This window comes from Paracoccaceae bacterium (assembly GCA_012103375.1).
Classification (GTDB): domain Bacteria; phylum Pseudomonadota; class Alphaproteobacteria; order Rhodobacterales; family Rhodobacteraceae; genus WLWX01.
On sequence record WLWX01000001.1, the window covers coordinates 1 to 22616 of the forward strand.

The 22616-nt window shown below is 60.1% G+C and carries 20 protein-coding genes; 2 read left to right on the forward strand and 18 right to left on the reverse strand.

Going from position 1 to position 22616, the window contains the following annotated elements:
• From GKR99_00005 to GKR99_00045, 9 genes are all read right to left on the reverse strand, one after another.
• Window positions 1-898: aldehyde dehydrogenase family protein (locus GKR99_00005; protein NKB26025.1), on the reverse strand; the 898-nt coding region annotated here is incomplete at its 3' end.
• Between the two features lie 3 nt (window positions 899-901).
• On the reverse strand, window positions 902-2167 hold the full coding sequence (phnA, locus tag GKR99_00010; protein ID NKB26026.1) for a phosphonoacetate hydrolase: 1266 nt from the start codon (window positions 2165-2167) through the stop codon (window positions 902-904).
• 30 nt (window positions 2168-2197) lie between these two features.
• Window positions 2198-3367, reverse strand: a complete 1170-nt coding sequence (locus tag GKR99_00015) for a 2-aminoethylphosphonate--pyruvate transaminase (GenBank protein NKB26027.1) — start codon at window positions 3365-3367, stop codon at window positions 2198-2200.
• Between the two features lie 86 nt (window positions 3368-3453).
• The gene (locus GKR99_00020) at window positions 3454-5133 is read right to left on the reverse strand and encodes a Na/Pi cotransporter family protein (GenBank protein NKB26028.1); all 1680 of its coding nucleotides are present in this window, start codon (window positions 5131-5133) and stop codon (window positions 3454-3456) included.
• Window positions 5134-5224: 91 nt separating this feature from the next.
• Entirely contained in the window at window positions 5225-6229 is a 1005-nt protein-coding gene (locus GKR99_00025; protein ID NKB26029.1) for an ATP-binding cassette domain-containing protein, read from the reverse strand.
• Window positions 6226-7221, reverse strand: a complete 996-nt coding sequence (locus tag GKR99_00030) for an ATP-binding cassette domain-containing protein (GenBank protein ID NKB26030.1) — start codon at window positions 7219-7221, stop codon at window positions 6226-6228. The genes GKR99_00025 and GKR99_00030 overlap by 4 nt, the downstream gene beginning before the upstream one ends.
• Entirely contained in the window at window positions 7221-8420 is a 1200-nt protein-coding gene (locus tag GKR99_00035; GenBank protein ID NKB26031.1) for an ABC transporter permease subunit, read from the reverse strand. The genes GKR99_00030 and GKR99_00035 overlap by 1 nt, the downstream gene beginning before the upstream one ends.
• 4 nt (window positions 8421-8424) lie before the next feature.
• A complete protein-coding gene (locus GKR99_00040; protein ID NKB26032.1) occupies window positions 8425-9432 on the reverse strand; it encodes an ABC transporter permease subunit in 1008 nt (335 codons plus the stop codon).
• 124 nt (window positions 9433-9556) lie between these two features.
• Window positions 9557-11596, reverse strand: coding sequence for an ABC transporter substrate-binding protein (locus tag GKR99_00045; GenBank protein NKB26033.1), 2040 nt, complete (start codon window positions 11594-11596; stop codon window positions 9557-9559).
• A 352-nt stretch (window positions 11597-11948) separates the two neighbouring features.
• On the opposite strand from GKR99_00045, the gene GKR99_00050 reads away from it, so the two are divergent.
• Window positions 11949-12806 (forward strand): LysR family transcriptional regulator, encoded by an 858-nt coding sequence (locus GKR99_00050; protein NKB26034.1) that lies wholly within the window; start codon window positions 11949-11951, stop codon window positions 12804-12806.
• Window positions 12807-13066: 260 nt separating this feature from the next.
• On the opposite strand, the gene GKR99_00055 is transcribed toward GKR99_00050, so the two are convergent.
• The 9 genes from GKR99_00055 to GKR99_00095 form a co-directional block, all read right to left on the reverse strand.
• Window positions 13067-14212, reverse strand: coding sequence for an iron-containing alcohol dehydrogenase (locus GKR99_00055; GenBank protein NKB26035.1), 1146 nt, complete (start codon window positions 14210-14212; stop codon window positions 13067-13069).
• Window positions 14209-15588, reverse strand: coding sequence for an aldehyde dehydrogenase family protein (locus GKR99_00060; GenBank protein ID NKB26036.1), 1380 nt, complete (start codon window positions 15586-15588; stop codon window positions 14209-14211). Before GKR99_00060 ends, GKR99_00055 begins: the two co-directional genes overlap by 4 nt.
• Window positions 15585-15965: a VOC family protein gene (locus GKR99_00065; GenBank protein ID NKB26037.1), complete on the reverse strand. Its 381-nt coding sequence runs from the start codon at window positions 15963-15965 to the stop codon at window positions 15585-15587. The genes GKR99_00060 and GKR99_00065 overlap by 4 nt, the downstream gene beginning before the upstream one ends.
• On the reverse strand, window positions 15962-17311 hold the full coding sequence (locus GKR99_00070) for a glutamine synthetase (protein ID NKB26038.1): 1350 nt from the start codon (window positions 17309-17311) through the stop codon (window positions 15962-15964). The genes GKR99_00065 and GKR99_00070 overlap by 4 nt, the downstream gene beginning before the upstream one ends.
• Before the next feature lie 57 nt (window positions 17312-17368).
• Window positions 17369-18400: a twin-arginine translocation signal domain-containing protein gene (locus tag GKR99_00075; GenBank protein NKB26039.1), complete on the reverse strand. Its 1032-nt coding sequence runs from the start codon at window positions 18398-18400 to the stop codon at window positions 17369-17371.
• A 92-nt stretch (window positions 18401-18492) separates the two neighbouring features.
• Window positions 18493-18909: a VOC family protein gene (locus GKR99_00080; protein NKB26040.1), complete on the reverse strand. Its 417-nt coding sequence runs from the start codon at window positions 18907-18909 to the stop codon at window positions 18493-18495.
• Between the two features lie 9 nt (window positions 18910-18918).
• Window positions 18919-20241 (reverse strand): TRAP transporter large permease subunit, encoded by a 1323-nt coding sequence (locus tag GKR99_00085; GenBank protein ID NKB26041.1) that lies wholly within the window; start codon window positions 20239-20241, stop codon window positions 18919-18921.
• Window positions 20238-20837, reverse strand: a complete 600-nt coding sequence (locus tag GKR99_00090; GenBank protein NKB26042.1) for a TRAP transporter small permease subunit — start codon at window positions 20835-20837, stop codon at window positions 20238-20240. Before GKR99_00090 ends, GKR99_00085 begins: the two co-directional genes overlap by 4 nt.
• Window positions 20830-21606, reverse strand: coding sequence for an N-formylglutamate amidohydrolase (locus tag GKR99_00095; protein NKB26043.1), 777 nt, complete (start codon window positions 21604-21606; stop codon window positions 20830-20832). Before GKR99_00095 ends, GKR99_00090 begins: the two co-directional genes overlap by 8 nt.
• A 163-nt stretch (window positions 21607-21769) precedes the next feature.
• On the opposite strand from GKR99_00095, the gene GKR99_00100 reads away from it, so the two are divergent.
• Complete coding sequence (locus GKR99_00100) at window positions 21770-22612, forward strand: SIS domain-containing protein (protein ID NKB26044.1); 843 nt, start codon at window positions 21770-21772, stop codon at window positions 22610-22612.
• Window positions 22613-22616 lie beyond the last annotated feature (4 nt).

Consider the following 22616-nt stretch of genomic DNA (forward strand, 5'->3'; position numbering starts at 1 on the left):
TTTCCTGCACCAGAATCCGTTTGATCGCCGTGCAACGCTGCCCTGAATTCCCTGTCGCCCCGGCCACCGCAATCGTCGCCGCCTTTTCCAGATCGGCATCGCTCAGGTCATTCAGAATAATCAGCGGGTCATTTCCGCCCAATTCCAACGCGGTGCGTTTGTACCCGGCCTTCTCAGCAATCATTTTCCCGACCGGCACGCCGCCGGTAAAGGTGATAATGTCGATATCAGGATTGGTAATCATCTCATCCCCGATATCAGCGGGCATTCCGGTGACTATCTGGAACATCTCGGGCGGCAATCCCGCCTCGTACAGAATATCGGCCAATGTAATTGCGGTCAGCGGCGTCAATTCTGTCGGCTTGCACACCACGCAATTATTCGTCGCAATCGCCGGAGCGATCTTATGCGCCACCATATTCAACGGGTGATTGAACGGAGTAATCGCCGAGATTGCCCCAACAGGTTCGCGCATCGTGTAGATCCGACGCTCTTTCCCGTGCGGAGTCAGATCGCATGAAAAAATCTGCCCATCATCCAAAATCGCCAATTGTCCGGCCAGCGTGAACACATCATAACTGCGCCCGGTTTCATAGAGCGAGTGCTGTTTGCAGATCCCAAGTTCCAACGTCAGCCAATGCGCGATCTCTTCACGACGTTCACGAATTAATTCGCCTGCGCGAAACAGAATCTGCTGACGCTCATAGCGCGTCAATTTCGGTTTATAGGCCTTTGCAATTGCGAAGGCTTTCTTCGCATGCTCTGCCGTGCCTGCCGGAACCGTGCCAATCACCTGATCGGTATAGGGATAGCGGACCTCGACGACGTCATCGGTAAAGACCTTCTCGCCGCCAATCCGCATCGCCTCATGGCGTACCGTTTGATCAATCGCATTCATCGCTCAGCCCTCTACTTCCATCGCCGCCGCCTGACAGGCAATATGGAATGCATCGAAATTCCGCAATGTCGGGGCGGCCGCCAGATCTGGCAGCACCCGGTTGACGATGAACGGCACCTCTTGCTCGGTCAGGCCTCCGTGACTGCGCAGCGGTTCATTCAATGCGGCCAGGTCGTGACGGTGCGCTGACGTGCCCAAGGTCATGTTTTCGCCCGAGATTACAATGATATCGCCGATGCGATCTGTGGGCAGTTCGAACCGTTCGCAGGCATTGGCGCGCGTATCGGCATAGATGATTTCATCCATGGCGCGCAACCGCGTCACGACGTCTTCGGCGTCGGATCCGGCGGGCAGATAGGCCGTCGCGAAGGCCCCGAGCGCGCCGTGATGGACAACATAGGGGTCAGTAATAGGCAGGATCACGCGGGCCTGCGCCTCACCCAGCCAATCGTCCAGAACGTCCTGCAGATAGATCACCTTGGGGTCGCCATTCGCATCATGCTTGGGCTTCATTCCGTGATCCGCCGTCACCACAATGGCGGCACCATCCGCATCCAGTTCCGCCAGATAGCGGTCGAACATTTCATAGAACGCTTTGGCCTGCGCATCATCGGGGGCGTATTTATGCTGAACGTAATCCGTTGTCGTCAGATACATCACGTCAGGGCGAAATTCGCGCAGCAGTTTCACCCCGGCGGCAAAGACGAATTCCGACAATTCGGCGGAATAAACCTCGGGCACGGGCAGGCCCAGCCATTTGCTGGCATTGTCGATGCCATGTTCGGCCTTGGTCGAGGTGTCGCTGCGTTCCGACGAAAAGCAAATTGCGCGGCCATCTTGGAACGCCAGATCCTTGGCCAGCAATGCGCGAAGCTTGTCCTTGGCCGTGACAATCGCCACCTTTGCCCCGGCATCATAAAAGCCTTTGAACACGGTCGGCGCACGCAGCCATTTCGGGTCGTTCATCATCACTTCGGAATCGGTTTCCGGATCATAAAGAAAGTTCCCGCAAATCCCGTGCACCGCCGGGGGGCGTCCGGTGGCAATCGACATGTTGTTCGGATTGGTAAAGCTTGGGATCGCGGAATGGGCCAGCCGGTCAGTCCCCGTTTCGCGCATGCGCTTTAGCGTCGGCATCAGCCCGTCGGCGATGGCGGCATCCAGATAGGCGGGCTCACACCCGTCCAGGCAAATCGCGATCGCGGTGGTTTTCGGCGCAGCATCGGCGCGTTCATTTATCACGATGTCAGCAGGGGTCATATCGTTCATCTATTTTGTCTTTCAGGTTCAGGCGGCCAATCAGGCGCGTTCTTCCAGTGCAATTGCAGGCGGGGCAGCGCTTGCCACGCCCATGTCGGTCAGGCTGTCACGGGCGGCATCGACGACCGCGCGCATGACATCCGCATCCATCTGGCCGATACAGCCGATACGGAAACTGTCCACGACGGTCAGTTTGCCGGGATAGATGATGAAGCCGCGGGATTTCATCGCCTCGTAAAAGCGGGTGAATTCGAATGCGGGATCGGCAGGACAAAAGAATGTCACGATGATCGGCGACAGCCAGCGGTCATTCAACAGCGTCTCGAACCCCAGGTCACGCATGCCCGCGACCATCACGTCGCGGTTCTGCGTGTACCTGGCGCCGCGTCCCGCAACGCCGCCTTCGGCGCGGTGCTGGGTCAGCGCCTCCATGAAGGCGGCGACCACATGGGTCGGCGGGGTAAAGCGCCATTGGCCTGTCTTGTTCATGGCCACCCACTGATCATGCAGATCCAGGCTGAGGGATGTCGCATTGCCTGCGGCCGCCTCCAACATCGTCTTGCGGGCGATGATAAAGCCGAAGCCGGGCACCCCTTCGATGCATTTGTTGGCCGAGCTGACGATGGCGTCATAAGGAATCTCATGCGCCTGAAGTTCCAGCGCGCCAAAAGCGCTCATCGAGTCGATCAGAATGCTGCGGCCGGCGGATTTGACCGCCTCGGCGATTTCACTCACCGGGTTCAGAATGCCTGAAGACGTCTCACAATGCACCAGCACCACATGGCTGATCGCGGGATCTGCGGCCAGCGCGGCAGAAACCTCGGCCCCGCGCGGCGGCATATAATCGCCCTTGTCGATGACCACATGCGCGCGGCCCAGGTATTGCACGGTCTTGACGATCCGCTGCCCGTAAGCACCGTTCACCAGCACCAGCGTCTTGCTGTCCTTGGGCAACAGAGAGCCGAGCATCGATTCGACCGCAAATGTCCCGCTGCCCTGCATCGGCACACAGTCGAAGGCATCAGCCTCGGGGCCGATCATAGCCAGAAGCTGGGACCGCATTGCCGCTGTCATGGCGCGAAAATCTGCGTCCCAACTGCCCCAGTCGCGCAGCATCGCCTGTTTCACGCCATAAGATGTTGTCAGCGGACCGGGCGTCAGAAGATAGGGTTCGCCCAGCTTCGGCGGTTCGATTTTTGCCTGTGTCATCGGTAGATTTCCTTGTCCGAGTCCTTCAAGTTGCGGGCAGATTAGCGCGCATTATTGCATCGCAAAAATCGTTAATACATACCAAACTATAAGTTTTGCCTATCTATCGTACCGGTCTTGTCCAACCGGCTGTCGCGCAGCATCCCGCTTTGACGCAACACCGGATACCCAATCAGCGCATAGCGAGAGTTGATCTCTTTCAGCGCGCGAACAACCTCGATGTGGACATCACTGGTGGCGATGCTTTCGGGGGTTCCGGTGGCCAGCCTGCTGACATGGCGGTCAAAGCTAAGGCGTTCAAATTCGCGCATTTTTTCCTTTTCTTCAACTAGTTGCAGGGCGGTATCGACATCGTCGGAAACCAGCACATTCAACGCCATCTGCGCGTTGGCCATCACACGCGCATGCAGGCGTGACAGTTCAGCCCAACCGTCCTCGGAAAACCTGGAACCGCTTTCGTTCTTTTCGGACACGGCGCGCAGCAGGTCCTTCGAGATGATGTCACCGATCCGTTCCAGCGCCACGGCGGCATCGAGGTAGTCCATCAGCTGCACCGCTTCATCCCGGTTCAGTTGTTGCTGGCTCAACTCTGCCAGGAACAACTTGATCTCGCTGTGACGCTCATTCACCTCAAGGTCCATGGTCCGCAAACTTCGCAGCCGATCAGGCGCCGCCGTGTCGAACAGTTCCATCACCGGGGTCAGCATCTGTTCGACCGTTCCCGCCATCAACAAAAGTTCCCGCAACACGCAGGCAAGCGCCTGGCGCGGATCGCTGAGTGCGCCGGGATCAAGCGCACTGACCCGCGGGGGTTGGACGCTTTCACTGACGACCGGGTCACGCAGGACCTTCTTCAACAAGGTCGCGCAGGGGATGACGAAAGGCAGGAAAACCAAAACCAATACGGCGTTGAAGGCGAAATGGAACAGAACCAGCTGGCGCGCTTCGGTTTCGGCATACCGCCCAAGGGGCAACGCAACAATCTGCATCAGGCCCAGAACCGCCAGCGCCCCGACCAGACGAAAGGCCAGATTGCCCAGCGTGATCCGGCGCGCCTTGATATGGGCCGACCGCGTCAGCCAGACGGCCACACAGGCACCGCCGATGTTCGCGCCCAGAACCAGGGGCACACCTGCTGCGATGCCCAGCACCCCCTCGGCCGCGAAGGCCGCAAACAGCAAGATTGCGGCGACCGAAGAATGGAACAGGAATGCCAACGCCGCACCGCCAAGGACCGCCGTGATCGGGTCAAAGGCCAGATATGCCACGATGTCCGGCAGAAACCGCGATTCCCGCAGCGGCACTGTCGCCTGACTGATCAGCGACAATGAAATAAGGATCAGCGCAATTCCCATCAGCACCCGGCCAATCTGTTTCGCCAGCCGCGCGTCCGTTTTCAGGAATAGAAATCCGCCGACCAGCAGCAAAACCGCCGTTAGCCATCCGAGGTCCAGCGACAGGAACACCACGACCAGCGCCGTGCCAAGATCCGCCCCCAGAACAACCGCCAAGGCCCCGGTCACGCCCATCACGCCGGTGGTGGCAAAACCGCCGACCAGCAGCGCCACAGCGGTCGCGCTTTGCAGCGACGCCGCCGCGATCACGCCCACACCTGCAGACTTCAGCAGACTTTTGCGCGTGGTCAGGAACAGGTCGCGCAACGCAGAGCCGGCGGCACGTTCGATCCCGGTGCGCACCATGCGCGTCGAATAGAGCAGCAACATAACTGCCCCGGCCAACTGCAAAAGAATGACAATGACCTGCATCGGCCCCCTCGTGTTAGTCGTGCAAAATGCCCGAGTTTGACCTATTGTTCAAATTGATACGCCTTATCGACCTATCAAAATGCACGATGCGTCAGGCGGCGCTTTCATCCAGCAGTTCCTGCCAGCGATGGCAGGATACGGCATGCCCATCGGGTGATTTTTCCAGTTTCGGATCCGTCGACTTGCAAATGTCGATGGCAAACGGACAACGGGTGTGGAACTTGCAGCCCGGCGGCTGGTTCGTGGGGGACGGAATCTCGCCCTCCAGCTTCTGCGCGGTGCCGCGATCATCCGGGTCCAGTGACGGAATGGCCGAGAACAGCGCCTTGGTGTAGGGGTGGCGTGGCTGGGCGAACAGTTCACTGGTTGTCGCGCTTTCCACGATCCGGCCCAGATACATCACCGCAACATGATCGCAGGTATGGGCCACAACGCTCAGGTCGTGGCTGATGAACATAAAGGTCAGGCCCATTTCGGACTGGATCTGCTTCAGCAGATTCAGAACATCGGCCTGGATCGATACATCCAGTGCGGCAACGCTTTCATCCGCCACGATGAATTTCGGGCCAGAAACAAGCGCGCGCGCAATGGAAATCCGCTGGCGCTGACCGCCCGAAAACGCGTGCGGGAAGCGGCGCAGGTGTTCCAGGTTCAGGCGGCACTTCGCGGCAATCTCGCGCACACGCTCGTCCGTATCGGTGCGTGTTTTGGTGATCCCCATCACCTCCAGCGGTTCGGCGATGATATCGCGCACCGTCATCCGGGGGCTCAGCGCGGCATAGGGATCCTGAAAGATCAGCTGCGCCCGCTTGCGATATTCAAACAGGTCCACCTTCGAAAGGTCTTTGAGGTCATATTCAACCTCTCCATCATCATAGGTCGCCGTCCCTTCCGAGATATCGACCGCCTTCAACAGCGCCCGGCCCAGCGTGGTTTTGCCAGACCCGCTTTCGCCAACTATGCCAAAGAAACTGCCCTTTGGGATGTCGATCGAGATCCCCTCGACCGCTTTCAGGTCAAATTTCTTGAATGCCCCGGCGTTGATCCGGAAGGTGACCGACAGCCCGTCGGTCGAAATCAGCGGCGTATCACTCATGCGCCCGACCCTTCTTCACACAGATGGCATGCGGCGCGGTGGTTTTCGGCCGTTTGCACCCATTGCGGCACATCCGTTTTACAGACATCCCCGATGATCTTGGAACAACGCGTGTGGAACACGCATCCCGGCGGGCGTTCCAGCGGCGACGGAATGTCGCCAGGCACCGGCACCAATGGTGCCTCCAGATCGTCGAGCTTTGGCAGCGCCGCGATCAGCCCCTGGGTATAGGGGTGGTGCGGGTGCCGGATCACTTCGCGCACCGGACCCTGTTCGACCATCCGGCCCAGGTACATCACGGCCACCTTGTCGGCGGTTTGCGCAACAACGCCAAGGTCATGGGTGATGAAGATAATGCCCATGTTGAACTCGGTCACCAGGTCTTTCATCAGGTCAATGACCTGCGCCTGAATGGTCACATCCAGCGCCGTCGTCGGTTCATCCGCGATCAGCAGTTTCGGCTTGGTCGACAGCGCCATGGCGATCATCGCCCGCTGGCGCATCCCGCCGGACAATTCGAACGCATATTGGTCAAAGCGGGTCGAGGTATCGGAAATCCCGACGCGATCCAGCATCTCGATGCTCAGATCCTTCGCCTGCTTCTTGTTCATGTCCGAATGCACCAGAAGCTGTTCGACCATCTGCCTGCCGATGCTGATGGCGGGCGCGAAGCTGGCCATCGGCTCCTGAAAAATCATCGAGACTGCGCCCCCGCGCACAACCTCCATTTCGCGCGCGTTGCGCAGCGCCATGACATCCACCGGGCCGCTGTCCAGATGCAGCGTGATTTTCGTATCGTCCGAATAGATCGCGTTGCCGGGGTTCAGCTTCATCAGCGATTTGGCCGTCACCGACTTGCCCGACCCGCTTTCCCCGACCAGCCCCATAACCTCGCCGGGTTCCAGGCTGAAAGAGACATTGTCCACCGCCGTGATGACCCCCTCATCCGTGCGGAATTGCAGCGTCAGGTTTTCGACATCCAGAAGGCTCATCAGTGGCTATCCGAGTAAGGGTCGGCAGCGTCACGCAGCCCGTCGCCAACAAAGACGAAAGCCATGACGAGGGCGACGAAGAAAATCACCGGGATGAAATACCACTGATAGTTCAGCAGAACATCGGCCGAGGTTGCCTTTTGCAACATCACGCCAAGGCTGCTGACCGGGTCTTTCAGCCCTAGGCCAATGAAGGACAGCGCCGTTTCGCTCAGCACCATATAGGGGAAACTGATGACCAGATCGACGATGATATAGCTGGTGAAACTGGGCAGCAGGTGGCGGCGGATCACATGGCCGGGCTTGGCCCCGCACAGCTGCGCCGCCAGCACATACTCCTGATTGCGTTCGGTCAGCATATGGGTGCGAACGCGGCGTGCAAGCGTGGGCCATCCGACCAACCCCAGAATGATCGAGATGATGAAGAACCGCCCCTCGGAACTTAGCCCCGGACCAAGCTCGACAAGTGTCCAGTCGCCGATACCTATGCGCGATCCTTCCGCTGCAATGATCGCGGATATCGCCATGAACAGCGGGATCACCGGCACCACGCGTACCGCATCGGTCACCATCTGGATGATCGAGTCGATCCAGCCTCCGTAATATCCGGCGACCCCCCCGATAATCAGCGCCAGAACGAAGGCGATCACCACGCCGATGGTGCCGACCTGCATCGAGGTCCAGACCGCGTGGAGTGTCCGGCTGAAGATATCCTGCCCGTCCTCATCCGTGCCGAACAGGTGAATCTTGCCTCCTTCGACCCCGAAAAGGTGGATATTGCCGGGTACGAAGCCAAACAGTTTATAGCGATCGCCGCGCACGAAGAACTGCATCGGCAGGCGCGTATCTTCGTCAACCTTGGTCACCCAGCGGAAATTGGTTGCCATCGACCGTTCGCGCGTGACCGCATGAATGAATGGGCGCAGCGAACAGCCGTTGCTGTCACAGAACTGCGGCATCTGCGGTGCGCCGTTTGTGTAATCCTTGTCCCGCCCGGCAATCGTCGGGTCGTAGGGTGACAGGAAGGGCGCGAACAGCCCCGACAGTATCAGCACGATCAGCACCATGGCCGCAATCATGGCGGCCCGTTGTTTCTTGAACCGCGCCCAGATCAGTTGCCGCTGCGAGGCGGTGAAATACGCCTCTTTCGACTTCTGGTCGTCCTGCGGGGCCGGGGATTGTGCGGTGGTATCTGTCATCGGCTCATCCCATGATGCTTCGGCGGACACGCGGGTCGATTGCGGCCAGCAGCAGGTCGGTCAGGAAATTCAGCGTCACGATGGAAGCGGTCAGCAGGAAGATGATCGCACCCGCCAGCTGTTGGTCGTTCGAGCGTGCCAATGCCTCGATCAGCAACGCACCCGCGTCCGTCAGGATCAGGATCAACGCGACGATCGGCAATTCGTTGAAAATCCGGTTCAGGTCGAAGCCAAGGCTGTTGACGATCGGCCCCAACGCGTGCCGTGCCGGATAGCGCCACAGCAGCTTGCGCCCGTAGATGCCGCGCGCCGAAGCGGCGGTGACGTAAAGCTTGCCAATCTCATCACTCATCAGCGCCCGGACGGTTTGCAGCGCAAAGGCGGTGGCCGACCAGCCCAGAATGAAGATCGGTAGCCAGATGTGTTTCAACAAATCGACAAACTTCGCCCCTGACCACGGCGCATCGCGGAATTCGTTCGAGAATAACCCCGTCAGCGTTTCCCCGAAATAGACCGTCGCCGCCAGCATAATCATCAGCGCCAGCAGGAAGTTCGGCAGCGCCAGCCCGAGGTACGAGAACAGGCGCAACCCGTTGTTCAGTGCGGCGGAATTGGTCGCAACCGAGATGATGCCAACCGGGATTGCAATCGCATAGGCCAGCACAAGCGAGGCCAGGCACAGCCCAAGCGACAACCAGAACTTGTCGCCCAGAAGCTGCGCGATGTTGACGCGCAGGATACAGCTGTCGCCGAATTCGCCCTGGAAGGCGTTGACGATCCAGCTGGTCCAGCGAACCAGGAAGGGGCGGTCCAGACCAAGGCGCTGGCGCTCTGCCTCCAACTCGTTGGCGATCTGGATACTGGACCCTTGCGTGTTCTTGAACGCCAGATAGCGTTCAGCGCAGTCGCCCGGCACCAGTTCCATCAGTGAAAAGACGATCAATGAAACGATAATCAGGGTGATCACCGCCATGACGGCGCGCACAAACGCAAATCGCGCGAATTGCATCATCTGGCCTGGTCCATCCCCGTTACATTGTCAGTGGGTTTCGCCCCGAATCCCGGATCTTTGTCCGGGTAAGGTTGCGGGCGACACGCGCCGCCCGCAACTGTTTTCTTTCAACCAAAGCGGTCGATTATTCGTCCAGCCACCACTGCGTGGCGCGGTACGGATAGGTCCGATAGTACTCGTAAGAATGTGTCTGGAACTCGATGAAGTTCTTCAGATCGTTGTTACGATAGATCGGAGCAGGCGCGCGAACCGTGCCGATGAACAGCAGGTTTTCGACCATGTTCTTCACCATACGCTCACCAATCTGCTTGAACTCATCACCCGACTGGTCCGCGGACTGGAAGGCGTTGATGTCAGCGATTAGCTGCTTGACGTACTCGGGCGGCTCAATACCGTCCGAGCCTCCGCTGTCGACATATGCTGCCCACAGCATACCGGTCCGGTTGCCGAAGTAGTTCTCGAACGGCGGCACCCACAGTTCGTTGTTGCCCAGAACGATGGCCAGCGGCTGCGACTTGCGCCACATGGAAACGTCCAGCTGGTTCGAGGACTGGGCCGAGCGATACTCGTCCGGCGTCACCTCTTTCACGACCGAGTCGATGCCGACATCGCGCCAGTACTGGCTGACCAGTTCCACCGTCTGCCCGGCGATGCCTTGCGTCGAATAGTTCAGGTTCAGCACCAGTTTGTCACCATTGGGCATTTCGCGCAGCCCGTCACCATCGGTGTCGGCCAGGCCCATTGCATCCAGCTTGGCATTTGCCGCATCCGGATCGAAATCCGTCATGTAGCTTTCCCAGGCCGGATCAACAAACTCCGGCAGCGGCGAGAAGCCGACATACTGGGTGCCGTTACCCAGACCGAAGAACGCCGTTTCGTTCAGCTCATCGCGGTTGATGGCAATCGACATCGCCTCACGGAAGCTCAGATCGCCAAAGATGGCGCGCTTGGCTTCATCTTCATGCGTCACGTTGAAGCCAAAGGCACCCAGCGTGATTTCCGGCTTGAGGTAGATCGAATAGTTGCCGGCCTCCTGATTTTCCAGAAGAAGCGGTGCCGAAGGCAGCTGCAGCGACTGTGACTTATAGTCAACTTCGCCATTCACCAGCTTCAGGATCCGAACTTCGTTGTCGTTGATATAGACTTCGTCCTGCTCACCGATATAGGGCAGCTGCTGGCCGGTCGTATCAACCTGGTGGAAGTAGGGGTTGGCCACAAGGTGGCGACCCTCGGTCGTGTCGGTCACATAGATATGCGATTCCAGCGTCGGCAGCGTTGCCTTGGGCAGACCACCAACAAGGTCCGGCTTGGACAGCATCGGTGACGGCGTGTCCGTCCAGTCCGAATTGCCCCAATAGGCCTTGATCGCGTCATAGCCGTTTTCAAAGCCGAGGCTTTGGGCAAGGCTGTCTGCGTCAGCATTGATACCGGGGTGAAACTGACCCAGGAAATGCTTGGGCTGGAAGCCCTGACCGAAGTGCGTGGCAAAGTGTGCCAGCAGACCGGGCTTGGGTGCCGGCAGGTTGAAGACCACTGTGGTCTCATCCGGGGCATCAACGGTCATCCGCTCACCCGCGACGGTCACGTAATCCTTCGGCGCTTCGAAGATATTCGTGTCCATATGCAGATCGTCATACCAGAACTTGACGTCTGCACTGGTAAACGGCGCACCGTCCGACCATTTGTGACCGGCACGCAGGTGGAATGTCAGCTGGGTGAAATCATCGTTCCATTCCCAGGACTTGGCAATGTTTGGCACGATGGTCTGAAGGTCATCGGAATACCGGACCAGGTTGACGTGGCGCACCGACAGGAAGTCAGAGGTACCAGCCTCGGTCGCGTTGGACAGAACGTCCAGCGTCCCGCCGTATTTGCCCACACCCGCATAAGGCACCACGACCAGCGGTTCGGACGGCAGACGATCTGCCAGGTCAGGCAGGTCGCCGTTGCCTGCGATCTGACCGTTCAGCGCGGCTGAATCGGGGTTCGCTGAAAACTCCATGGTGCAGCCCGCTGCATCCTGGAACTCTGCCAGTTCATATTGTTGCGGAAATTCACCCGCAGCGACGCCACCCATGTCAGCAACGCTGATCGCCGGGCAGTTGGCCAGAGCAGCACCGGGCAAGATGATTGCCGCCACCCCTGTCAAAAGAATTCGTTTCATGATCTCTCCTCGTTGGATCGTTAGTTGTTCGTGGGGCTCATTTTGCAGCAACGTTGTAACAACGCTGCGAATGTCACCCGGCCTTCACGCATGCGATCAGGTATGGGAAGTTGTTTTTTTATTTTCCCCCGTCGTCCCCGTCACGCAGTTGCGTCGGGCACAACTCTGCCCGCATGCTCGGCACTGTGTCAACAGATTCAAGCCCGCCTGTTTGGCCTTATTTGCAACCGTTTGCGCTTCTTTCCACCCTGAGGCGAGGGGCAGCCCGCTGACCAATCAGGACGACAGATTGACCTATCAGAAAAAACTATGATTGATAGGATCACATTTGCAACCCTAATGGAGAAGTCACGTGCGCCACGCCCAACTCCGCGCTTTCCATAACGTCGCCATCCACGGCGGATTTTCCCGCGCCGCCGAGGCCCTGAGCCTGACCCAGCCAGCCCTGTCCGATCAGGTCCGCAAGCTGGAGGCCGAATATGACATTCGTCTGTTTGACCGATCCCGCAAACAGATCGAGATCACCCAGGCCGGTAGCCGCTTGTTGGAAATCACCCGCCGCCTGTTTGAAATCGAGGATCTGGCCCGCGATATGCTCAGCGAAAGTCGCAGTCTGCGCAGTGGCACGCTGCGCATTGTCAGTGATACGCCTTATCATATCGTCGAACTTCTGGCCGCGTTCCGCGCGCGCTATCCGGGCGTTCAGGTATCGGTCAGATCGGGCAACAGTGCCGAGGTGTCGGCGACCCTGGCCAGTTATGAGGCGGATATCGGCGTGCTGGGCGAAATCCCATCGGGCAGCGAATACGACGTGATTGATCTGTCGCAAGCGCCGCTGATCGCTTTCGTCTCGGCAGGAAGCCCGCTGTCGGACGCGGGGGACATTTCCCTTGGCGATCTGGCGCGCAGCCCGCTGGTCTTGCGCGAAACCGGTTCGCGGACCCGTTCAAAACTGGAAGAGGCCTTCGCCGCAGCGCGCCTGAAACCCAGCAGCTATGTCGAGGCTGAGGGGCGCGAAGCGGTCCGCGAAATCGTTGCAGCCGGTGGCGGCGTCGGAATTGTCAGCGAGGCAGAGTTTGGCACCGATACGCGGCTGGTCGCCCTACCGATCCGCGATGCCAACCTTCTGATGGACGAGGCGCTGGTCTGCCTGCGCGAACGGCGCGACAGCCGGATGATCCGGGCGTTTATGGGGTTGGCGGCGGGGTAAGGCTGGCGACTGGCGTGGAGGGGGCGTTAACGATCAGGCGCCAAGCCGGGCGAGCGCCTGACCGGGGGTAGGCGACGAGCCAGTGGTGTGTGGCAATTTATGGTTCAGCGTTAGCTCCGGACTTCGAAGGATTCGCGACCCATCGAAATCGCCTGCCCGCGGGACGGTCAGGCGATCGCCCGGCGCCCTATCGGGCTTGATTCCGGGCGCAGAGAAAGCCGTAAACGTCCGCCCCAAACCAATTTCCCCTTCGGGACGGCTCAGATCACCTGTCGGTACAACCCGGCCAGATTTTCCACCGTCAGTTCCACCGGGTTGCCGCCGCAGCTTGGATCCTCGATCGCCATCGCCGCCAGTTCGTCGATCCGCGACGCATCCGCGCCCATTTCGGACAGCTTGCGCGGAATGCCCAGCGCATCGTTCATCTCCTGAACGAAATCACAGAACCCGTCGAAACCGCCGTCGATGTCCAGATAGGCCGCAGCGGCATCGAAACGATCCCGAATCGCGTCCGCGTTGAACGCCAGCACCGCGGGCATGCACACCGCATTTGTCGTTCCATGATGCGTACCGAACACCGCGCCAATCGGGTGGCTGAGGGCATGGATTGCGCCAAGCCCCTTCTGGAACGCCGTCGCCCCCATGGCTGCCGCGCTCATCATCTGCGCGCGCGCCTCGATGTCGGTGCCATCCGCATAGGCGCGCGGCAGGTAATCCTTGACCAGACGCATCCCTTCCAGCGCAATGCCCTGGCTCATCGGGTGATAATGCGGGCTGGAGAACGCTTCGACGCAATGCGCGAACGCATCAAGCCCGGTTCCGGCAGTGATCGCAGGCGGCATGCCGACCGTCAGTTCCGGGTCGCAAATCACGACAGAGGGCAGAACCTTGGGGTGGAAGATGATCTTCTTCACATGGGTTTCGGAGTTCGTGATGACGCTCGCCCGCCCCACCTCGGACCCCGTCCCGGCCGTGGTCGGCACTGCAATGATCGGCGCGATGGCATCCGCGTCCGCGCGCGTCCACCAATCGCCGATATCCTCGAAATCCCAAACCGGTCGCGTTTGACCGGCCATGAAGGCAACCATCTTGCCCAGGTCCAGGCCCGAACCGCCGCCAAAGGCAATCACCCCGTCATGCCCGCCCTTGCGGTAAACCTTTACCCCGGCGTCCAGGTTCATCTCGTTCGGATTCGGGTCGACGTCCGAGAACTTCGCCCGGCCCAGACCGGCAGCTTCGAGGATATCCAGCGTTGCATCTGTGATCGGCAGGCTTGCCAGCCCCCGGTCGGTAACCAGCAGCGGGCGTTTGATGCCTGCCTGCGCGCAAGCCTCGGGCAGTTCAGCGATCCGCCCTGCCCCGAATTTGATGGCCGTCGGGTATGACCAGTTTCCGGTGATGCTCATGTCGTGACTTTCTTGAAGTGATAGGATTTTGGCCGCGTCAGGTTCTGATAGCCGATGACCCCCAGCGCCCCGCCTTTGCCGGTGTTCTTGCCCCCCGTCCAGCACAGCGCCGGGTCGAGGTAGTCGGCGCGGTTCAAAAACACCGTGCCGGTTTCGATCCGCGCACCGATCTCCAACGCCGCGTCAATGTCCTGCGTCCAGAGCGAGGCGGTGAGCCCGAACTCGCTATCGTTCATCAGGCGGATCGCTTCGTCGTCATCCTTGACGGACATGATCCCGACCACGGGTCCGAAACTTTCGTCGCGCATGACCCGCATGTCGTGGGTCACGTTGGTCAGGATTTGCGGGCTGAGGTACGCACCACCGTCATCCGCCGCCATGGTTTCGATATGGGCCGTCGCACCATCGGCAATCGCCTCGGATGTCTGTGCCCGGACCTCTGCCGCGAACCGCACGTTTGCCATCGGCCCCAGCGTCGTTTCCGGGTCCAACGGGTCGCCCAGCTTATAGGCACTGACCACGGCGACTGCCTTTTCAACAAAGGTGTCAAACAGCGACTCATGGACATATATCCGCTCGATCCCGCAGCAGCATTGGCCCGAATTGAACATCGCCCCATCGATCAGCGTGTCCACCGCCGCGTCGAGGTCCGCATCAGCGCGAACATAGCCGGGATCTTTGCCGCCAAGCTCAGTCGCGACCGGCGTAAAGGTGCCCGCCGCCGCACGCTCCATGGCCCGCCCACCACCGACCGACCCAGTGAAGTTCACGAAATCCAGATGCCCGCCCGCGATCAAGGCCGAGGTTGTGTCGTGGTCCAGAAACAAGTTCTGAAACACATCCGCCGGAACGCCCGCCTCGGTGAATGCACGCGCCATCCGTTCGCCCACCAGAAGGGTCTGGGTGGCGTGTTTCAGCACCACCGTATTGCCCGCGATCAGCGCCGGGGCGACCGTGTTGATCGCAGTCATGTAGGGATAGTTCCAGGGCGCGACGACCAGCACGACGCCATGCGGTTCACGGGCAATCCGGCGCAGGAATTTATCGGAATCCTCAACCTCGATCGGCTTCAGGGCCTCGGTCGCGATGTCCGCCATGTGGCTCGCGCGCTCATCCGTGCCGCCGAATTCACCGCCATAGCGGATCGGGCGGCCCATCATGCGGGCAAGCTCGGGCACGACCTCTTCCGTCATTTCGCCCAGTCGCGCGACACCGGCACGGACCAGCGCGATGCGGTCCTCCAGCGGGCGCGCGGCCCAGTCGGATTGGGCGGTTCGGGCGGCGGCAACCGCCGCTTTGGCATCGGCTTGTGACAGGCACGCGCGGGTCGCGAAAACCGATCCGTCGATGGGTGAAATGCAGGTGAGTGTGGTCATGTCTTGTCCCGAATGTCTTGCCCGACCATGAACAGGAACGGGCCGTGGATGGCGTGAAACTCTCGTTGATTGTAGGGGCGATCAAAGGGCGCGCGGAAGTGGCCAGATGGCAGGGCGTCGAGTGCGGCGCGATGCTCATCGTAAAACGCATCCACATCGTCAACGTCAATGTAGATGATGTGCTGGCGTGCTGGGTCGGCCATGTCGGCGTTCGGGTCGGCATTCAGCAGTCGGATCGCCCCGTCGCCGCGATGGCACCAGGCGTAGCCCTCCATCCGAAAACCGACCTCAAACCCCAGACAGTCACGCAGGAAATCACAGGCCGCGTCGATATCGGCCACAGCGATCATCGGCGTGACGTTCAGAACCCTGGTCATGCCCGCTCAAACCCCCGCGCGATTTCCCAATCGGTGACGACGGCATCGAAAGCCTCCTGCTCCCACTCGGCAGCGCGGGTGTAGTGGTCGATGACCGCGTCGCCAAAGGCCGCGCGCAGCATCTTGGAACCGCGCAGGGTTTCGGTCGCGGCGCGCAGGGTATCGGGAATGGACTCCTTGCCCCCTTCGTACGCATCGCCGTCGAATGGCTTGCCGCAGTCCAGCCCCTCCTCAATCCCGGCGATGCCGGCGGCCAGCATGCCTGCGATGGCGAGGTATGGGTTCAGGTCCGCCCCGCCAACGCGGCATTCGATCCGAACGGCGGGCGAGCTGTCGCCGCATAGTCGGAACGCCGCCGTGCGATTGTCGACCGACCAGACCTTGCGCGTCGGGGCAAAGCTGCCCTTCTGGAACCGCTTAAAGCTGTTCACGTAGGGCGCGAGAAACCACGTGATGTCGCCCGCGTATTTCAGCAGCCCGCCGAGGTAGGCGCGCATCATACCGCTCATCCCCAGATCGGCGTCCTTGTCGAAAAAGGCGTTGGTCTTTCCCTTCCATAACGACTGATGCACATGGCTGGCCGAGCCGACCCGGCCCGCATCCCACTTCGGCATGAAGCTGACGGCGCGGCCCTTTTGCCAGCCGATTTCCTTGGCGGCGTGTTTGGCGATCGTGTGATTGTCGGCGCAGTCCATCGCGGGGCCATAACGCAGGTTCAACTCCTCCTGCCCGGCCTCGGCTTCGCCTTTTGACCCTTCGACCGGAATGCCACTGTCATAGAGGCCGTTGCGAAGGGCGCGCATCACCTCTTCTTCCTTGGTGGTCTGCAGGATGTGGTAATCTTCGTTATAACCGCTGATCGGAGTCAGGTCGCGGAAACCGCCCTTGCGGATCGCGTCATAGCTTTGTTCGAAGATGAAGAATTCCAGTTCCGTGGCACTGATCGCGGTCAGACCCATTTCGGCCAACCGATCAATCTGCGCCTTCAGCATCGCACGCGGCGAATGGGCGATGGGGGCGTGGCCGTGGTGATCCAACACATCGCAAAGAACGAGTGCAGTGCCTTCCAACCACGCGGCCAGCCGCAACGTGTCCATGTCGGGTCTGAGCGTGTAATCGCCATAGCCACCCTGCCACGAGGTCGAGGCATAGCCGTCGACCGTGAACATCTCCAGATCTGTGGCCAGCAGATAGTTGCAGCAATGGGTCTCCTCCCACGCGCTGTCGACAAAATGCCGCGCATGGAACCGCTTGCCCATCAGGCGGCCCTGCATATCGACCATGCAAGCCAGAACGGTGTCGATCTCGCCCGCGTCAACGCGGGCTCTCAGGTCATCGAGTGTCATTTGCGCGTCCCTTGAATGGGTCCCGGGGCGCATTTGCTGCGCCCCGAGAGTTTAGTCTTAACCGTAGCGGTAGGGCCGTCCGGCCTTCACCATGTCGGCGTTGTACTTCTTGAAGATCTCGACAACCTTGGCCTTGGTTTCGGACTCGGCTGCGATCTCGTCCCAGAACTTGACGGCAGCGTCTTCGACCGTCTGCCATTCGGCGTCGGGGGTCGAGGTCAGCTCCATCTTGGTGCCGTTGACGCGCAGGTTCGCCTCACCACCCCAGTACCACCACTGACGATAGTAATGCGACTGGTCGCAGCACACGCGGAACAGCGTCTGAAGGTCTTCGGGCAGTTCGTTCCAGCGATCCATGTTCGCAAAGAACGATCCCGCCCAGGCGCCCGAGATGTTGTTGGTCAGGAAATAGTTGGTCACATCGGCCCAACCAACGGTGTAATCCTCGGTGATGCCCGACCAAGCGATGCCGTCGAGTTCGCCGGTCTGCACAGCAACCTCGATGTCTTCCCACGGCAGGTTCACCGGCACGACGCCGAACTGGGACAAGAAGCGCCCGGCGGTCGGGAAGGTGAAGACCCGCTTGCCTTCCAGATCGGCCAGCGACCGGATCGGGTCTTTGGTGGCAAAGTGGCAGGGATCCCAGGCACCGGCAGAGATGTGCTTGACGCCGACCTTGGAATACTCGGCATCCCAGATCTCATTCAGACCGTACTGGTTGAACAGCACCGGCACGTCGAGCGAATACCGCGACCCGAACGGGAAGTAGCCGCCGAACACCGTCACTTCGGTGGGTGAGGCCATCGAGTCATCGTCCGACTGCACCGCATCAATCGTGCCGCGCTGCATCGCCTGGAACAGCTCTCCGGTGGGGACCAGCTGGTCTGCGAAGAACAGCTCGATGTTCATGCGATCGCCGGCGATCTTGTTGAACATCTCGATGGCCGGCACGATGACCTCGGCGGCCAGCGCGGGGCCGGCATAGGTTTGCATCCGCCATTTGATCTGGCTTTGCGCCAGCGCGGGCGTGGCCAGCGCAGCGGCAGGTGCAACGGCGGCCCCTGCGATAAACTTGCGTCTTGAAGTCATGTCTGATCCTTTCAGTTGGCGGGGCGGATGCCCCATGAAATACCGCTTTGCGGCGTTATTGGCCCCGTCTGTTACGAGGCTTGTCCCCTTTGTCAGGCCACCTGCTGATGCACCTCGATCACATTGCCTTCGGGGTCGTGAAAGAACACCTGATGCCAATCCATGGAAAAGGCGGTGCCATAATCGGAATAAGGTATGCCCTCGGCGTCGAGAGTGGCCAGGAACGCGGGCAGATCGTCGGTACGAAAGGCGATATGGACACGCTCAAGGGGGTTGATCACCTGCCCGTTGTGGAAGGCGATATCCATTGCCCGCTCGGCCAGATGCATCTGCATCCCGCCATCGGTGGCAAACCGGATCTTGCCGTCAAACCCCTTGCCATCCGCCGCCTCGGTCCGTGGGAAATGCGCAACCGGCATGTCGTCCAGACCCAGCACTTTCGTATAGAAGTCATGCATCCGGTCGACATCGCCCGAGACGAAATTGATATGGTGGAAGTCGAGCTTCATTGGTCCCCCTCAGTTCCCATAGACGGTTTGTGGCAGCCACAGCGCGATCTGCGGGAAGATCATCACCAGCGCCAGCGCCAGCGCCATCACGAAGACAAACGGAATGATCGAGCGATAGATGTCGATCAGCATAATCTCGGGCGGGGCCATGGCGCGCATCAGGAACAGATTATACCCGAACGGCGGCGTCATGTATGCGATCTGCGTGGTGATCGTATAAAGCACCCCGTACCAGATCAAATCGAAGCCCAGCACCGCGACCAGCGGCACGTAAAGCGGCGCGACGATGACCAGCATCGCGGTGTCATCCAGGAACGTGCCCATCAGGATGAAGCTCAGCTGCATCAGGATCATCCAGGGGGAAAGGCCCAAGCGTTCGGTGAACAGATCGTCAATGGCGTTAACCGCCCCAAGGCCATCGAATACCGCGCCAAAGCCAAGTGCCGCCAGAATGATCCACATGAACATGCAGGAGATTCCAAGCGTGTTACGCACCGAATTCTCGAACACCTGCCGCGTCATCCGCCCCTTGACGACCGCCGCCAGAAACGCCGCCAACGCGCCCACCGCGCTGCTTTCCACCAGCGAGGTCCAGCCGTTCACAAAGGGCACCATCATCACCGCGAAGATACCCAGCGGCAGAAGACCCGCGCTTAGCAGGCGCATCTTCTCAACGCGCGGGATATCGCGGTTCTCAGCAGGAAGCGCCGGGCCAAGTTCCGGGTTTATCCGGCAGCGGATCACGATGTAGATGATGAACATCCCGGCCATCATCAGCCCCGGAATGACCCCGGCCAGCCACAGCTGACCGACCGGTTGCCGTGCAATCATCGCATAAAGCACCAACACGACCGAAGGCGGGACGAGGATACCAAGGCTCGACCCGGCCTGAATGACCCCGGTCACCATCCGTTTGTCGTATCCACGCTTCAGCAACTCCGGCAAGGCAATCGTCGCCCCGATGGCCATCCCTGCGACACTGAGACCATTCATCGCCGAGATCAGCACCATCAGCAGGATCGTCCCGATGGCGAGCCCCCCGCGCAATGGCCCCATCCAGACGTGGAACATGCGGTACAGGTCATCGGCGATCTTCGATTCGCTTAGCACGTAGCCCATGAAGATGAACATCGGCAGGGTCAGCAGCGGGAACCATTTCATCAGCTTCATCGCCGCTGAAAATCCAATGTCGGCCCCGCCCCCGTTCGGCCCCCACAGCAACAGGGCCGCCACCACACCGACAAATCCGATGGCCCCGAACACCCGCTGCCCGGTCATCAGCATCAGCATCATGGTCGCGAACATGATGATGGCGATCCATTCCTGGCTCATGCCACCTCTACCCCGCGAATGCGCGCGACGTCCTTCAGAAACTCGCTGATCGCCTGCAACAGCATCAGGAAGAACCCAAGGATCATGATCGATTTGATCGGCCACATGTAAGGCCGCCACGCGGTTGATGAACGTTCCAGGAAGCCCAGCTTTTCAGCCGCCGCCTCCGGCCCGCCGGTCAGCAGGCTCCCGCCGAGTTCGCCGAAAAACTGGATCGGCTCGCGCCCGAAATAGCCGACCGAATAAGCGGTGGAGCCCAGCGCCCCCCAAAGCAGAACGCAAAGATAGAAGATCAGGAAGAAGATCGTGAAGGCATCAAACCAGGCCTTCTTGCGATCGTCCCATTCGCCGTAAAACAGGTCCATCCGCACGTTCGAGCCCAGTTGGATCGAATAAGGCCCGCCCAGGATGTAATAGGTCACCATGGCAAACTGCGCCAGTTCCAGCGTCCACAGCGACGGGTTGAAGAAGGTCTTTGAAATCGACGACCACAGCAAAATCGCCATCAACGCAAAGATGCCGTACATGATGAACCGCCCGACACGGCGGTTCAGCCCGTCGACCAGGCGGATATAGCTCAGAAAAACTCTAGGCATGATGTGCCGCGACCGATTTGGCGCCGTCTAGTGTCGCCAGCGCTGTCGTCAGGCTGGCAACCATCGCGTCGGCGATGCGCGCAACCTCGCCCTCGGACGTCAGAAGGTCGTTGCGCACTTCGATCATTACATTCGCGATGCCGCGCGCAAGCGCGTGCTCCTTCAGCGTGTGGGTCACCCCGTCTGCCGGGCCATAGGGTTCATTGCGCGCAACGCGCCAGTGAGACAGTGGTCCGTTGTTTCCCAGCATGGCGTCAGCCAACCGCGTGTCACTATCGTGTAGAATCCCAATCTCGACCGCCCGAGGTTCGCCGAAATAGGTCGGCGTGAAGCTGTGGATCGTGACCAGCACTGGGGCCGCAGCGCCATCCAGTGTTGCCGCAACCGTTGCTCTGAACGGCTCATAAAACCGATCCGCGCGTTCGGCGCGATCTGTGGCGGTCAGCCCCGCATTCCCCGGCACGGCGACCAGTTCGACTTGTTTTGGCATCGCCGCTTCGGACGACAGCGGACGATTGCAATCGTAAAGCAAACGCGACATCCGACCTGCGACAAACGGCGCATCAAGCCGTTCGGCCATCGCGCGGCCCAAAGCCTCGGCACCCGGATCCCAGACTGCATGGCTCAGGCGATCCGCCGCGCTCAACCCAAGATCCGCAAACTCTGCCGGGATATGGGACGAGGCATGCTCGCACACCAGAACGACAGGCCCGGCGGCACCGGGATTGATCACCTCAACCACCTGTTCGCGATCTGCCGCATTGGCCATCCGGCCCGACTCCCCCCAGACATTCTGACAATATCCTTTCTTGGGATCACTAGACTGTCAATATACTTTCAACGGCTGGTCAGGGCACGACGTTTGTGCCTAAGCTGGCAAACCATTTGCAAGAGTTCCGCCCTTGACCGACGCCTTCCGCACCGTACGCGACATGATCCACGAGGCTTTTGACGGCCTTACCGTGTCCGAGCGCAAACTGGCAGCGTCGCTGCTGGAAAACTATCCCGTGGCGGGGCTTGCCTCGATCACCATCGTGGCGGAAAACGCCGGCGTTTCAACGCCGACGGTCGCACGGATGGTGCAAAAGCTGGGCTTCAAAGGCTATCCGCAATTCCACAAAGCCCTGCGGGACGAGTTGGAGGCGACCCTGTCCGGCCCGGTCAAAAAGCGCGAGGTCTGGGCCGCCGCCGCGCCGGAATCGCACATGCTGAACCGGTTTTCCGAAGCGGTGATGGTCAACCTCGGGCAAACGTTTTCCAACCTCAACACCGATGCCTTTGACGCCGCCGTTGCCGAGATGGCCAACGCCGAAGGCCATCTATACGTGGTCGGCGGCCGGGTGACGCGCGCCCTGGCCGAATACGCTTTCACCCATTTTCAGGCGATCCGCGAGAACGTGACCCACATGACAAGCTCGGCGGCGACATGGCCGCATTACGTGCTGGATATGGGACCGGGCGACGTGATCCTGATGTTCGACATCCGCCGGTACGAAACCAATCTGATGCGCCTTGCCGAACTGGCGACGGAACGCGGCGTGAAAGTTGTTCTGATCACCGATCAATGGGCCTCGCCCGTCTCCAAGGTCGCACCCTTCGTGTTTCCCTGCTGGGTTCAGGTCCCCTCGGCATGGGACAGCAACATCGCGACGATGCTGCTGCTTGAAGCGATGATCGCGGCGGTGCAGGAAGAGGATTGGCCCCGGGCCAGCAAGCGCTATGACGCGTTGGAAGAACTGCACAAACTGACCCGGATTTTCCGCAAACCCAGCTGACTGC